The sequence below is a fragment of the Sorangium sp. So ce836 genome (genome assembly GCF_028553905.1).
In the GTDB taxonomy this organism is placed as follows: domain Bacteria; phylum Myxococcota_A; class Polyangia; order Polyangiales; family Polyangiaceae; genus Sorangium; species Sorangium cellulosum_D.
Window position 1 is genome coordinate 5,177,837 of the sequence record NZ_CP102233.1, and the last position, 13,006, is coordinate 5,190,842.

Genomic DNA, 13,006 nt, shown 5'->3' on the forward strand with positions numbered 1-13,006 from the left:
GAGCGCGCGGTCACGTGACCGCCGGAAAATCGGCGGTGGCGGGCTTACCGGAAGGGCAGGGGGCGGCTTACTGCTTGTTGCCGCTCAGGACCATCAGGTGGTATTTGCCGAACTCGCTCTGCCCGAGGGTGAACATGACCTCGATCAGCAGGCGGTACGGCGTGGTGGCGTCGGCCACGATGATCGCCTCGGACGACGAAGGGTCGAGCCCCTTCGCGGCGCGGATGGCCTTGTCCGTCTCGCGCGCGTGGGACAGGGCGTTCGCGAGCGGCACGATGTAGAGATCGTTCGGTCCGCTGCGCTTGTACTTCGCGTCGACGCCGGACTGGGCGAGCTGCTCGCGGTTGGGCAGGAGGACGATCGGGGTCGAATCCTCGCCGACCAGGATCTGCGACTTCGAGACGATGACCACCACGCCCTCCTGGGAGGGCTCGGACTGCATCACCGACTTCGGCAGGGTGAGGTCCTTCGACTGCGGGATGGATGCCGCCGACGACCCCACGCTCTTCAGCAAGAAGACGAGGATGATCGTCATCAGGTCGAGCATCGCCGTGATGTTCAGGAAGTCGATCTCGGGCTCCCGCCGGTTCCGGCGGATCGCCTTCCGGAGGGCCGCCTTGTAGCGGACGATGCTCGCCTTCGGCCGGGGCGGAGGCGGAGGGGGCTGCTCGGCGCTCATCGGGCGACTCCGAAGTGGACCTCCGGGAACAGCTCCTCCCCCGCGTCGCTCCTCAGCGCGTCCATCACGTCGATGATCGTCTTGTAGTCGATGCCCGGGTTCGCCGTGATCGTCACCTGCGTCTCCTCTTTGAACTCGGGGCGGGCGTTCTTGAGGCGCTTCGCGCACGCCGTGAGGGCGGGAAAGTCATAGCTGTCGTTCGTCGTCTTCGGCACCGTGACCCCGCTGCCCACGTCCTGGCAGCCGGTCGCGATGTTGCCGCTCGACGTCTTCAGCGAGATCCCCTGGCTGGTGATGAACGCGGACAGGTTCAACGCCTTGCTGGAGAGCTCGCTGCGCACCTTGCCCCCGCCGATGGAGGGCGGCGTCGTGTCGATCGACGACACGAATGTCACCGAGACGCTGGCGAGCACGAAGATGAGGATGTTCGTGATGATGTCGAGGTACGGAACGACGTTGAGTTCGCCGGCCTCCTCCCCGGCTTCGGGCTCCTTGGGCTGCGAGAGGCGCCGGATCTTCGATCGCTGCGCCGAGCTGAGCGGGACGTCTTGCGGGTCCGCCATGGGCTAGTAGCCAGGCTTGCTGCTGATCGTGAGCAGGTTGAAGACGCGCTCCGTGGTCGCCTCCAGATCGTGCTGGATGTTCTTGGAGCGGGTGTGGAGGATGACGTGCGCGATCATGCACACGACGGCGATGGCGAGGCCGAACGCCGTGTTGTACATGGCCTCCGCGATGCCGTTCGAGAGCATCCGCTGCTTGTCGGCCTGCGAGAGGCCCTGGGCGGCGATGGAGGCGAAGGTGTTGATCAGGCCGGAGACCGTCCCGATGAGGCCGATCAGCGTCGCGATGTTCGCGAGCGACCAGAGGGCGCCGATGCGCTTCTCCACGGCGGGCTTGAGCTCGGAGAGCTTCTCGCTGAGGGCGGCGTCGATCTCGTCCGCGCCCTTGTTCGCGTGGGTCAGGCCGGCCTTCACGAGCTGCAGGATCGGGTAATCGCTGGCGTCGCAGAGCTTGATGGCGCGATCGATGTTGCCGGCCGCCACCAGCTTCTTGACCTGCGCGAAGAACTCCTTGGAGTTCACGCGGTAGCGTCCCAGCTGGAACGCGGTCCGCTCGATGATGATCGTCACCACGACCGCCGAGACGACCAGGTTCGCGATCAGGAAGGTCGGATTGTGCTTGATGGCCTCCCACATCCCGCCTTCGCCACCACCCTCGGCCGCCAACATCAGCAGATGACGCATCCTCGAAGTCCCTTTCTCAGCGTCGTCAGAAGCCCGACAATCTCTAGGCGCGGCGACTATAACTGCCGCCCGATCCCGTGCGCAAGCTCGGCGATGCGGCCGCGCCGGGCGGCGAGAGGCCGGGATCTCCGCAAATCCCCGCAGAACCAGCGGTGCCTCTCGCGGCGAGCGCGCCGGCCGCGGCGAGGCGGCGCGGGTCGCTGGCGGCCGGAGGGGTACGGAGCTCCCTGAATCGCCCCCGCCGCCGCGCCCCGCCAGGCGGCCGTGCTCTACCGCTCCAGCGCTCGCTCGCTCGCTGAGTCACTGCGCATCCTCTCGGGGTAATGCCGCTCGCACTGCCGCGGTGCGCTGTCGCGCCGTCGGCCGTCGGCCGTCGGCCGTCGGCCGTCGGCCGTCGGCCGTCGGACCCGGCGCCGCGTCTCCCCAGGGTTCGCGGGACCCGCTGCGGGCCTGCGCGCGGCGCGCCCGGCAGATGGTGACATAACCCTGCGATTGTTGTAAAGTTTTGCCCGCATCAGAGCGCTCACGTGTGGCCAAATCTCTCTTGACGGCGCCGGGTCTCAATCGCGAAGATGCGCGAGTCCCCCGGGTGCATCGGCGAAGCTTTGCCGGATGGCGGCACGCTCTGCGGTGAACGGGGAGCCGCGCCCAGAGCCATCACGGGCCCCTGGCGTGACGACGCGAAGTCAGTCTTGGACGACAGGTGAGAGAGCTGGGACGGCGCCGGGCGCCGGGACCAGAAGAGACGATCAGGACTCTTGCAGAGGTCAGCGCCGCTCGGCTAGCGTCCCGTGGGCATCTCGCCAGAGAGCGACAGGAGCAAGCCGTCCACGGCCAGCGCCGCCAAGCAAAATAGGCCTCTCATCCGTTCTTACGTGTGAGTGAAAGACTGCCGCCCCTCGGCAACACGAGTCTGACATAGGGAACCGATCGAGTTGCGCGAAACCTCATCCCGGGGACGCGAGGCGAACTGGAGGACAGAAGCAATGCACGGAGCGTATGAAGCTTTCAAAGAGGGTGGGTGGGGCATGTGGCCCATCCTGTTCTGGTCGATCCTGACGATCGGCATCATCGTCGAGCGCGCCCTCTACCTGTTCGGCTCGTCCATCAACAAGGACGTCTTCCTCGCGACGATGCAGAAGTGCATCCTCGCGGGCGATGTCGCCAAGGCTGTGAAGATGTGTTCCGCGGCGAACGCCCCGCTGGCCCGCATCGTCCAGGCCGGTCTCGTCAAGGTGAACCGCCCGGACGAGGAGGTCCAGGCGGCGATGGACGAGGCGGCTCTCCGCGAGCTGCCGAAGATCAGCGCGCGCACCTCGTACCTCGCGCTGCTCGCGAACCTCGCGATGCTCTCCGGCCTGCTCGGGACCGTGACGGGTCTCATCAAGTCCTTCGGCTCCGTCGCCGGCGAGTCGGTCGACCCGAGCCAGAAGGCTCGCGTGCTCGCCCTCGGCATCTCCGAGGCGATGAACTGCACCGCCTTCGGCCTCGGCGTGGCGATCATCGGCCTCATCGGCTTCGCCGTGCTGAACGGCAAGACGCAGCACATCGAGGACGACATCAACGAGGCATCGGTGCAGATCCTCAACCTCGTCGTCGCGAACCGCCAGAAGGTGAATGTCGCTGCGGTCGGTCAGGCGGCTGCCTGATGGTCCTCGGCGGGCCCAGGTCGTCGAGCGCGTCCCGCGCGCTTCCGCCTGGGCCCGCTCTCGCGCCTCGAAGCCCCGGTCGGCTCGCGCCGCCGGGGCCCCGGGAACTTCAGAAGAGCGACGAAGTCAGACCCAGCATGGTGGCCCTGCGCGAGCTGCGAGCAGGGTGTTCCCGCAACAACTTGGATGAGTGAGCTCCGGCTCACGTTGGGAAGGCAATATGGGCGGCGTAGACGTCGGCGACGGTGGCGGCAAAAAGCGGTCGACGAACAGCGATATCAACATGATCCCGTTCATCGACCTGCTGATGGTCACGATTGCATTCCTGTTGATCACGGCGGTCTGGGTCACCAACTCGCGGATGAACGCGGACGCCCAGGTCCCTGGCCCGCCCGATCCGAACAAGGAGCTCACCCCGCAGACGCCGGAGAAAGTGCTGAACCTGCACATCGGCGAGAGCGAGTTCGGGCTCGTGTGGAAGCAGGGCGCGACGGTGGTCAACGAAGTCAAGGTGAACAAGGCGCCCGTCGAGCTCGGCGACGCGAGCTCCAAGATCATCCGCTACCCGGAGCTGGCGAAGCGGATCGAGGAGGAGTGGAAGACGCACGGCGGCCACCGGGATCCGAGCGACAAGAAGCTCGACCAGGCGATCCTCCACACCGACAACCGCACGCCCTTCAAGGAGATCGTCGCGGTGCTCGACGCGCTCTACGCGCCGAAGCGCGAGATGAGGCTGCCGGATGGGAACAAGCAGGTCCCTGTGTTCAACATGACGTTCTCGGTCCGCTGAGGCAGGAGCGCGCACATGGATAGGTTCAATCCGAATCACCACAAGAACCCCCACGCTCACGTGATCCATCAGCCGGGCCGCCGGCTGATGAAGGGCGTGCCGCTGCGGTTCGTGTGGAACAAGGTGTCGGGGCACGGCGCTCGCAGCCCGAACGCCGGGCTCAACCTCGTGAGCTTCATCGACTTCCTCGTCGTGACCGTGATCTTCCTCCTGATGTCCTTCTCGGCGTCGGGCGAGATCGCCGTCGACAAGAACGTCAAGCTCCCGAAGGCGGAGAACGTCGAAGACGTCATCGACGCGCCGATGGTGGCGGTGAACGGCAACCAGATCCTCGTCGACGGCGCCCTGGCCGGGTCGACGCGCGCGATCGAGGAGCTCGGGCGCCTCCAGAAGATCGACGAGCTCTTCAACCTGCTCAAGAACAAGCGCGAGCTGTGGAAGCAGGTGCAGCCGAACAAGCCGTTCCCGGGCGTGTGCATCCTCCAGGTCGATCAGAACGTGCCCGCGCTGGTCGTGAAGAGCGTGTTCCAGACCGCGGCGTTCGCCGGTTACCCGAACGTCAGCTTCATGGTCAGCAAGCTCCCGAAGTCGCAGTGATCCTCGCTTCTTGACCTATCGAGCACAGAAGGAAGGGGCGCGCTGGGCGATGTCCGGCGGCCCCGGTCACCATCGGACGTGGTGGCAACAGCGGCGCGCTCGGCGCGGCGTTTCCCTCCGCGCAGCCCGTGTGGAGGAGGCCGCCCTGCGCGCGTGATCGTTCCGGTCCCTCCTGCGTGGAGCCTCTCGTATGTCGTCTGAACAGCCGCCCCGCGAACGCGGCTTGCCTTCGGTCTACAGGGCGCGGGAAGCGCGCTCGAAGATGCGCTGGCCCCGGGGGAAGTTCTGGGGTTACACGGCGCTCGTCCTCGCGGTCTCGGCGATCCTCCACTGGAAGTGGTCCCAGGGGCAGATCGAGAGCGCACGCCAGAAGCTGATGGCGCGCCAGCGCGCGGTCGCCGTCGAGCTCGGCCCGCGTTGGTTCCCGATGCGCGACCGCGTCGAGGGCTGGACGCTCGATCTGGCGAGGAGCACGGGCGCCGAGCTCGTGGATCGGGAGGCGCTCAAGGCGTGGAATTTCCGGGAGCTCGCGGGCATTTACCTGCGCCTCCGGGTGGACGAGGCGGCGAGCGTCGACGCCGTCCGCAAGAACGCGCAGCAGTCGCTGCGCGACGCGTTCACCGCGTGCCTCCTGCGGGTGCCGAACCCGAACCCGCTGGCGGGCGCGGAGTGCAAGCGCACGCGGGACTGCCCTGCGGGCGAGTACTGCAACGAGGCCGAGCGCTGCTCGCGGCCCGCGCAGCCGTTCAACCTGCGCGTCGCCTACCGGACGATGCACGTCCTCTCCGACGAGTGGGTGCGCGACGCGCAGGACGCCTCGGCCGAGCTGCGCCTGCGGCTCCTGGAGTCGAGCTTCGAGGACACGATGCGCGACGACGTGCCGCTCGCGGCGGAGCTGCTGACGCGGGCGCAGTACTACCTCCTCGTCCTCGACGAGCCGGCCGAGGGCGCGACGAGCACCGAGGCGTTGCTCGGGGTGCCGCACATGGCGCGGGTCGGGGTGTGGCGGCTGTCGGACGGAAAGCCGGTGCTGCGGGTGCGCCGCGAAGCGAGCGGCCATCTCATCGGCGGAACGCCGTCGGTCGAGGGGAGCGTGCTCGAGGCGCGGCAGCGGCAGGCGAACAGCTGCGCGCTCGCCCTCGCCGTGCGCGAGGCGATGGGCGACACGACCGCGGCCGTCGCCGAGCCGCCGTGAGGCCGCGCCGGGCAGCGCGGTGAGCGGAGCGCGCCGGGTAGCGCGGTGAGTGGCGCGCCGGGCAGCGCGGTGAGCGGAGCGGCGCGCGGGGGGAGCGGCGCGCGGGGGAGCGGCGCGCGGGGGGAGCGGCGCGCGGGGGGAGCGGCGCACAGCCGCGTCCGCGCAGCAGCGTCGGCTCGCGTGCGTGTCGCGGGCCGTGCGCGCCGACGATCAGCTCGCGCGCGCGACGATGTGCAGATCGGTGAGGTTGTGGCCTGTCGGGCCGGTCTCGACGCGCGTACCGAGGGCCCGGTGCGCGGCGGCGTCGTCGAAGCCCGCGAGCGCCGCGTCGATCGCGCGGTCGTCCAGCGCGGCGGCCGCAGGCCGGACGACGACCGCGCCCGCCGCGCCGGAGCTGCCGTCGGCGCCGTCGGACGCCGCGCAGAGGAGCGCCACGTCCGGCGGCAGATCGCGCACGGCCGCGAGCGCGATCCACCCCGCGCGGCCGCCGGCGCCGCGCCGGGCCGGCAGCGCGAGCGTCGGCTCGCACGGGATCACGACCGCTTCGCCCGGGGCGAGCGCGCGCGCGAGCGCGAGGCGGCGCTCGACGATCGCGCGCGCGTCGCCGTCCTCGGCCGGGGCGACGACCGCGCGCAGCCCCGCGCTGTCGGCGAGGGCGGCGGCCACGCGCTCGGCGAGCCTGTCCGGATCGGCGAGCAGGCGCGCCTCCACGCGGCGCGCGTCCGCCGGCTTCAGCGACTCGCTCAGCGCGGGCGCGAGCCGCGCGAGCCGAGGGGCCCGGCGGTGGAGCGCGGCGAGCGCGTCCTCCACGCGCGTCGGGTCCGGGACGGTGGGACCCGAGCTGATGTCGTGCGGGAGCCCGCCCACGACGTCGCTCAGGAGCAGGGTCAGCACGCGCGCCGGCGCCGCCGCCGCGGCGAGCCGCCCACCCTTGATCCGCGAGAGGTGGCGGCGAACGAGGTTGACCTCCTGGATCGGGGCGCCCCCTTCCAGGAGCGCCGCCACGAGGGCCTGTTTGTCCGCGAGGGACACGCCCTCGGGCGGCGCCGCGAGCAGCGCCGAGGCGCCGCCGGAGATGAGCGCCAGCAGGAGATCGCCGGGCCCGAGCGCGGCCGCCGCGGCGAGCGCCGCCTCGGCCGCCTCCACGCTGCGCGCGTCGGGGATCGGGTGCGCCGCGCGCATCACGCGCAGCGGGCGCAGCGCGGCCTCCTCGGGATCGGCCGGCGCGACGTGCCGATCGCGCGCGGAGGTCGCCGGCGCCGCGACGGTGACCGCGAGCCCCCCGGCGATGCCGTCTCCCCAGCTGCGGAGCGCGCCCCGGGCCATCCCGAGCGCCGCCTTGCCGGCCGCGATCACGACCACGCGGCCGCGGCGCGCGCCGGCCTCCGCGTCGAGCGCGCGCTCGACGAGCCCCGCGGGATCGAGCTCCGCCAGCCCGGCGCGGAACGCGGACACGAGCGCCGTGCGCAGCGCGTCGAGCGCGGCGCTCAACGGCCCCCCGCGCCGGCCTCGCTGCGCCTCGCCGCTACCCGGGCGGGGGCGCGGTCGCCGGCGTCGACGATGTGCGCCGAGACGACGTGGTGCCAGCTCAGCGCGATCGACACGAGCGCCCGTTGCTCGTGGCGCGGGCTCGCGTCGCCCGCGAGCGCCGGTCCGCCCCAGCGGAGCGCGCCCCGCACGCCGAGGAACGGGCCCGTGGCGCGGCCCAGGAGCGGCACGTCGAGCGACAGCGAGAGCTCGAGCCCGGGCTCCGACGCGAGCCCGCCTCCGGGCGGCGCCTCCCAGAACGAGCCCACGCCGAGCGCGACCGAGTCGATGAGCAGGTCGAGCCACGGCGCGCCGAGCTCGAGGTCGCTCGCGTACCGGCCGAGGAACAGCGGTTGAATGAAGACGCCGCCCGCGATCGAGCGCGCGACGGTCGCGCCCCGCGCGCCGAGGGCGTCGGTGTAGTGCGCATACAGGCCTGCGGTCGAGAGGTAGGCCGCGGCGCCGTGCGCGCAGAGCGCCGGGCCCCCGCTCGCGAACGAGGCGCCCGCGCCCGCGCGCAGATCGAGGTCTCCGTCCAGGCGGCCGTACGCGCCGTCGCCGTCCGCGCGCGCCGCGCGGTCGCCGTCCGCGCGCGCCGTGGACGCCCCCGCGAGCGCCGCGAGCGCCACGGCGCCGGCGAGCGCCTTGGCAACGGCGCGGCGCTCGCGCGCCGGGCGGAGCACCCGCGCGGGCTCGACGGATCCCCGTGCTGCCTTGTTCGTGGTCGTCATCAGCGTACCAGCGCCTCCCGCACCGTGTCTCGCAGCTCGGGCGCGAAGAGGATCCGGGTGCGCGTCATCGTCTCGTTGCGCAGCCGCTCCAGCAAGAACGACACCTCGGCGGGGCGCCGCGGGCGTCCTCTCGGGTAGACGACCAGGAGCGACTCGTCCTCGGCGTAGGGCGTGTCCTCGGCGACGTCGACGCCGACATACACCTCGGGGTCGAGCCCGGCGCCCTGCGCGATCTCGCGCACGGTCGAGAGCGCCGTCGCGCGCCGCGCGTCGCGTCCGGCCGGCGTCTCGCCGGGCTCGGGGAACAGCTCGACCGACTTGAAGAGCGAGCGCGCGCGCAGGCGGCGGGCGAGATCGGACAGCACGGGATCGGACGCGTTCTCCCACGCGTGGATGGCCCCGAGCAGGACCTGATCGTCGAGCTCCAGGTACTGCTCCAGCGTGGGCATCTCGCCGACGGCCATCGCCGCGACGGCGGCGGGGACCTCGGGGATCCGGTCGCCGGCGGCGAGGCGGGCGACGACGCGCCGGAGGATGGCGCCGATCATCCACTCCGCGCTCCGCGTGGTCTTGTGGAAATAGACCTGTTGGAACATGAAGTAGCGGGCGAGGAGGAACGACTCGATGGCGCGCATCCCCTTCGTCCCGTCGATGGCGAGCGCGGGAGCGGGCGGGGCAGACGCGGCGCCGCCGCCGGGCATCTCCACCTGGACGTCGCTGAACCTGAGGCTGCGCAGCAGCCACGGCAGATCGTACTCGCCGTACCTCACGCCCGTCGCGTGCGCGTCGCGCAGCAGGTAGTCGCAGCGATCGACGTCGAAGGTCCCGCTCACCGCTTTGGCGAGGTACGGCAGCTCGTGTCGCCCGCCGATGAGGTCGGCCACCCGCTGGGGCAGGTACGGATCCTGGCGCACGAGCACCTGGTGCACGTCCGAGGCCGGGTCGAGCAGGATGCGCTCGGTCCAGCGCTCATGGTGGAGCGCGCCCGGCATGGCTTCCTCGAAGAGGTGCGAGAGCGGGCCATGGCCGAGATCGTGCAGGAACGCTGCGGCGATCGCGTCGCGCGCGCGATCGCTGGTCACCCTTTGCCAGAACGGGAGGTCGCGGTCGATCTGGCGGAACCTCGCGATCAGGAGGCGCATCACGTGGGCGGCCCCGAGCGCGTGCGCGAAGCGGGTGTGCTCAGCGCCCGGGTACGCCAGCGAGGTCAGCCCGAGCTGCCGGATCCGTCGCAGCCGCTGCACCTCGCGGGCGCCGAGCAGGCGCGGGACGATCGCCGCCTCGCCGCTCTCGAACTCGATCAGGCCGTGGACGGGGTCGCGCAGGATCACGATGGTTCTCCACGCGACCCCATGGGCGCGAAGGGCGGCAGGTCACTCAGGAGCTGCCTGATGGCGCCCCGCTGCGGGCGTGTGCGCGGAGGGGAGGCCGCGCCGCTCCGGGCGTGCGGCGTGGAGCACAGCATGATGCGCATCGGACAGGGGCGGGGAATCAAGGAGGTGCGCGACGTTCCCACGCGAGCCTACGGGAAGGCAAGCGCGGCTCGTCGAGGAGCGTTCCTCGCGGGCGATGAGGCGACCTGGTCGGCGCAGGCGATGGGGCGACCTGGTCGGCGCAGGCGATGGGGCGACCTGGTCGTTTCCCCCGGCGACCATGGCGCGCGCGCGGCGCGCGACGGAATCTTTGCGGCGGGGGGCACGCACGCCGGCGCGGAATATCGCGGTCGACGTCGAGCGTAGCGTAGAGACGTGTCGTGCCGCGGCACGCGCCGCGGCACGCGAACGCACCGGCGCATGCGCGTGCGTGCGAGGTCGTGCGATTGCGTGCGGCTCCGCCGTACGACACAAGACCTCGAGACGGCTCAGGCGGAGAGCGAAGCGGCGGTGACCATCAGGAATCCTGCACCGGAATCCGGCGATGGCGCTGCACGGCGCTGCGAACGAGCGAACGAGAACCGGACCATGCGCGAACGATGCGCGAACGACGCGCGAACGACAGCGCCGCCGAGGCGCGCGACGAAATTGTGAACGGAGAAAATTGTGAACGGAGGAGGAAAGTGCTCGATTTCTTGAAGCTGGACGAGCATCCTGGTGTACGTTAGGAGGCTGGCTATTCCGCTGGTTAACGTGGGTCATCGGAACTTCGGGAGATAGGTCGAACGCATGACCACGACCAACGGACGACAGTCGGGGCGGGGGAATCCTGCAGATGAGGAGCTAGGTCGGGTGACACGCGAATCGGGAGGCATGGCGAGCAGTGATGAGGCTGAGCTCGACGAGTCGCCGAGGCGGCTCGACGCGATCCTCCGCGCCCTCCCGGAGTCGGAGCTCAAGGGCCTCATCACGCGCATGGGGATCCGCATCGACGCGGCGAAGCGCATCGACGCGCCCTCTCAGGCGGCTCGAGCGCTGGTCGGCCTCCCCGACGTGCGCGATCCGTCGCGGCTCCCGACCGCCAGCCGGGAGCTGCTCCACCGCATCGCGGAGGCGGGCGGCGTGCTCGTCGTCCCCTCGCTCCCGGCCGGGCTCGAGCCGCTCATCGCGCGCGGCGTGGTCTACGCGCGCAAGACCGACGAGGGCATCGAGCTCGTGCTCCCCGCGGCGTTCCTGGTCCAGCTGAAGAGCTGGGAGAGCGAGGACCCGCGGGCGATCCGGGCGCTGCTCGCGCAGGCGCCGTTCGAGACGATGAGCGCGATCGCGACGCACTACCTCGGCCGTCCGGCCACGCCGCCCATCGCGCTGTCCCTCGAGGTCGCCTGGGAGACGCTGAGCGATCCGGACCGGCTCCGCGAGGAGATCGATCGCCTCGCGCCGGTCGAGCGCCGCCTGCTCGAGGCGATCGAGTCCGTCGGCGGCGAGGTCGACACGCAGGAGCTGCTCGATCTGGAGCGGGAGCCGATGCGCCTCCGCAGCGCGAGCGGGGTGACGGCGAGCCGGCGCGGCGCTGGCTTCGCGCTCGAGCGCCGCGCCTTCCTCATCCCGATCCACCCGAACCGCCACGTCGTGCCGACCGAGGTGGCCGCCATCGTGGGCGCGGATCGCCGCCGGATGCGCGAGAAGCGGCGGGAGCAGATCCGGTCGTTCGTCCTCGAGGAGGACCACGCCCCGCGGCGCGCCCGCTTCGCGTCGGATCCGGGGATGCTCTCGCTGGCGCTCGCGTACTGCGTGCGCGAGCCGGGGAGCGACGTGCGCCCCGGCGTCGGGACGCCGCGGTCGCTGCTCGTCCGGTTGGCGCAGCGCTTCGGGCGGGACGTCGAGAGCGTCGCGCTCGTCGCCGCGCTGTCGCGGGCGGTCGGGCTCTGGGACGCCTCGGCCGCGTCGCCGGCCACGCCGCCTGGCTCGCTCCAGGTGCAGGAGCTGACGCCGCTCCTGTTCACGACGTGGCGCCGCGGCGGCGCGTGGGATGAGGCGCGGGCCGAGCGGGAGGTGCTCCGGGTCGCGTCCGACAACCGCGACGCGAGCCCGATCGGCGCGCTCCGCGAGATGGTGCTCGACGCGCTGCACGACCTCGGCGAGGGCCGCTGGGTGCCGTGGCAGTCGCTGCAGGGCTACCTCGCGGCCGACGAGCGGATCGCCGGGGTCGAGCGGCTCGTCCGCCGCTGGGCCGAGCGCGCCTCGGTCGAGGCGCCGGAGGTCCCCGAGATCACGCGGCGGATCGCGCTGGAGTCGCTGCCGGCCCTCGGGATCATCGACCTCGGCGGGGCCGAGGACGTGGCCAGCGCGGACCTGGCGCTCCGGCTCACGCCGCGCGGGCGGGCGCTGCTCGCGGGCTCGGCGCCGAGCTCGGACAACGGCAAGAGCAAGTTCGTGGAGGCGCACGCGCTGCGCGTCGGCGCGAGCGCCAAGGTCTCGACCGTGCTCGGGCTCTCGGCGTTCGCCGAGATCGGGCGCGTCGGCGACCAGGTCGATCTCCTGCTCACCCCGCCGTCGATCGCGCGCGCGCTGTCGGTGGGGCTCGACAGCGACGCCTTGCGCTCACGCATCGAGGCGGTCGCGCCGCTGCCGGACACCATCTCGCGCATGCTCATCCAGGCGAGCGTCGTCATCGGCAAGGCGAGCTTCGTCGGCGCCTCCGGCTTCCTCTGGATCGAGGATCCCGAGATCCGCGAGCTGCTCCGTACGCGGAGGCCAGCGGCCGAGATGTTCGTCGATCCGTCGCCCCCCTCGGGCTTGCTGATCGAGGCGGGGGTCGATCTGGAGCGCCTCATCCGGCGCTGCCGCGCGCTCGGCGTCGAGATCGAGGCCGATCTCGGCAACCTCAAGGCCACGCGGCAGACGCCGGCGCAGGGCACCGAGGGGCCGCACCGGACCTCCTCGACGGCGAACATGCGCCGCTCCCGGACCCCGCCGGCGCGCACCCGCTGAGCTCGTTGTCAATCTCCATCGACCTGGCGTGACCGCGGGCCGACGCCGGTCCCGCGGCAGCGGCAGGGAGCGTCGGCGCCCGCTCGCCGCGGGCGATGCGCCCGCGGTGCGTCATGAGCGCAGGCAGGGCCTGAGGCGCGCTCGCTTCCACCCCTTTCGCGCGCTCATCCCACGTCGGAGGCATTTTTTCGCAACGCTTTGCATTCCTGCGGCGTGAGGGGAATCGCTTC

General features: G+C 71.5%; 12 protein-coding genes. 5 read left to right on the forward strand and 7 right to left on the reverse strand.

Annotated elements, in window-relative coordinates:
- Window positions 1–67: 67 nt before the first annotated feature.
- The 3 genes from NQZ70_RS18840 to NQZ70_RS18850 are packed head-to-tail and all read right to left on the reverse strand — an operon-like array spanning window position 68 to window position 1,908.
- Window positions 68–679 (reverse strand): biopolymer transporter ExbD, encoded by a 612-nt coding sequence (locus NQZ70_RS18840; RefSeq protein WP_129575448.1) that lies wholly within the window; start codon window positions 677–679, stop codon window positions 68–70.
- Window positions 676–1,242 carry a biopolymer transporter ExbD gene (locus NQZ70_RS18845; RefSeq protein ID WP_020735579.1) on the reverse strand — a complete coding sequence of 189 codons (567 nt, stop codon included), beginning with the start codon at window positions 1,240–1,242 and terminating at the stop codon, window positions 676–678. The genes NQZ70_RS18840 and NQZ70_RS18845 overlap by 4 nt, the downstream gene beginning before the upstream one ends.
- 3 nt (window positions 1,243–1,245) lie before the next feature.
- Window positions 1,246–1,908, reverse strand: a complete 663-nt coding sequence (locus NQZ70_RS18850; protein WP_236644648.1) for a MotA/TolQ/ExbB proton channel family protein — start codon at window positions 1,906–1,908, stop codon at window positions 1,246–1,248.
- Window positions 1,909–2,951: 1,043 nt separating this feature from the next.
- Between NQZ70_RS18850 and NQZ70_RS18855 the strand changes: the two genes are divergently transcribed.
- The 4 genes from NQZ70_RS18855 (at window position 2,952) to NQZ70_RS18870 (ending at window position 6,154) form a co-directional block, all read left to right on the forward strand.
- A complete protein-coding gene (locus NQZ70_RS18855; protein WP_231864858.1) occupies window positions 2,952–3,572 on the forward strand; it encodes a MotA/TolQ/ExbB proton channel family protein in 621 nt (206 codons plus the stop codon).
- Window positions 3,573–3,792: 220 nt separating this feature from the next.
- Entirely contained in the window at window positions 3,793–4,362 is a 570-nt protein-coding gene (locus NQZ70_RS18860) for a biopolymer transporter ExbD (protein ID WP_129575450.1), read from the forward strand.
- 15 nt (window positions 4,363–4,377) lie between these two features.
- Window positions 4,378–4,959: a biopolymer transporter ExbD gene (locus NQZ70_RS18865; protein ID WP_061624316.1), complete on the forward strand. Its 582-nt coding sequence runs from the start codon at window positions 4,378–4,380 to the stop codon at window positions 4,957–4,959.
- A gap of 262 nt (window positions 4,960–5,221) precedes the next feature.
- Window positions 5,222–6,154 carry a hypothetical protein gene (locus NQZ70_RS18870; RefSeq protein WP_129575451.1) on the forward strand — a complete coding sequence of 311 codons (933 nt, stop codon included), beginning with the start codon at window positions 5,222–5,224 and terminating at the stop codon, window positions 6,152–6,154.
- 210 nt (window positions 6,155–6,364) lie between these two features.
- Here the strand turns inward: NQZ70_RS18870 and NQZ70_RS18875 are convergent, their stop codons facing one another.
- From NQZ70_RS18875 to NQZ70_RS18890, 4 genes are all read right to left on the reverse strand, one after another.
- Window positions 6,365–7,645 carry a glycerate kinase gene (locus NQZ70_RS18875; RefSeq protein ID WP_129575452.1) on the reverse strand — a complete coding sequence of 427 codons (1,281 nt, stop codon included), beginning with the start codon at window positions 7,643–7,645 and terminating at the stop codon, window positions 6,365–6,367.
- Complete coding sequence (locus NQZ70_RS18880) at window positions 7,642–8,412, reverse strand: hypothetical protein (protein ID WP_129575453.1); 771 nt, start codon at window positions 8,410–8,412, stop codon at window positions 7,642–7,644. The genes NQZ70_RS18875 and NQZ70_RS18880 overlap by 4 nt, the downstream gene beginning before the upstream one ends.
- On the reverse strand, window positions 8,412–9,743 hold the full coding sequence (locus NQZ70_RS18885) for an HD domain-containing protein (protein WP_129575454.1): 1,332 nt from the start codon (window positions 9,741–9,743) through the stop codon (window positions 8,412–8,414). Before NQZ70_RS18885 ends, NQZ70_RS18880 begins: the two co-directional genes overlap by 1 nt.
- 530 nt (window positions 9,744–10,273) lie before the next feature.
- On the reverse strand, window positions 10,274–10,498 hold the full coding sequence (locus NQZ70_RS18890) for a hypothetical protein (RefSeq protein ID WP_129575455.1): 225 nt from the start codon (window positions 10,496–10,498) through the stop codon (window positions 10,274–10,276).
- 160 nt (window positions 10,499–10,658) lie between these two features.
- Here NQZ70_RS18890 and NQZ70_RS18895 point away from each other — a divergent pair, with 160 nt between their 5' ends.
- Window positions 10,659–12,776, forward strand: coding sequence for a hypothetical protein (locus NQZ70_RS18895; RefSeq protein WP_129575456.1), 2,118 nt, complete (start codon window positions 10,659–10,661; stop codon window positions 12,774–12,776).
- Window positions 12,777–13,006 lie beyond the last annotated feature (230 nt).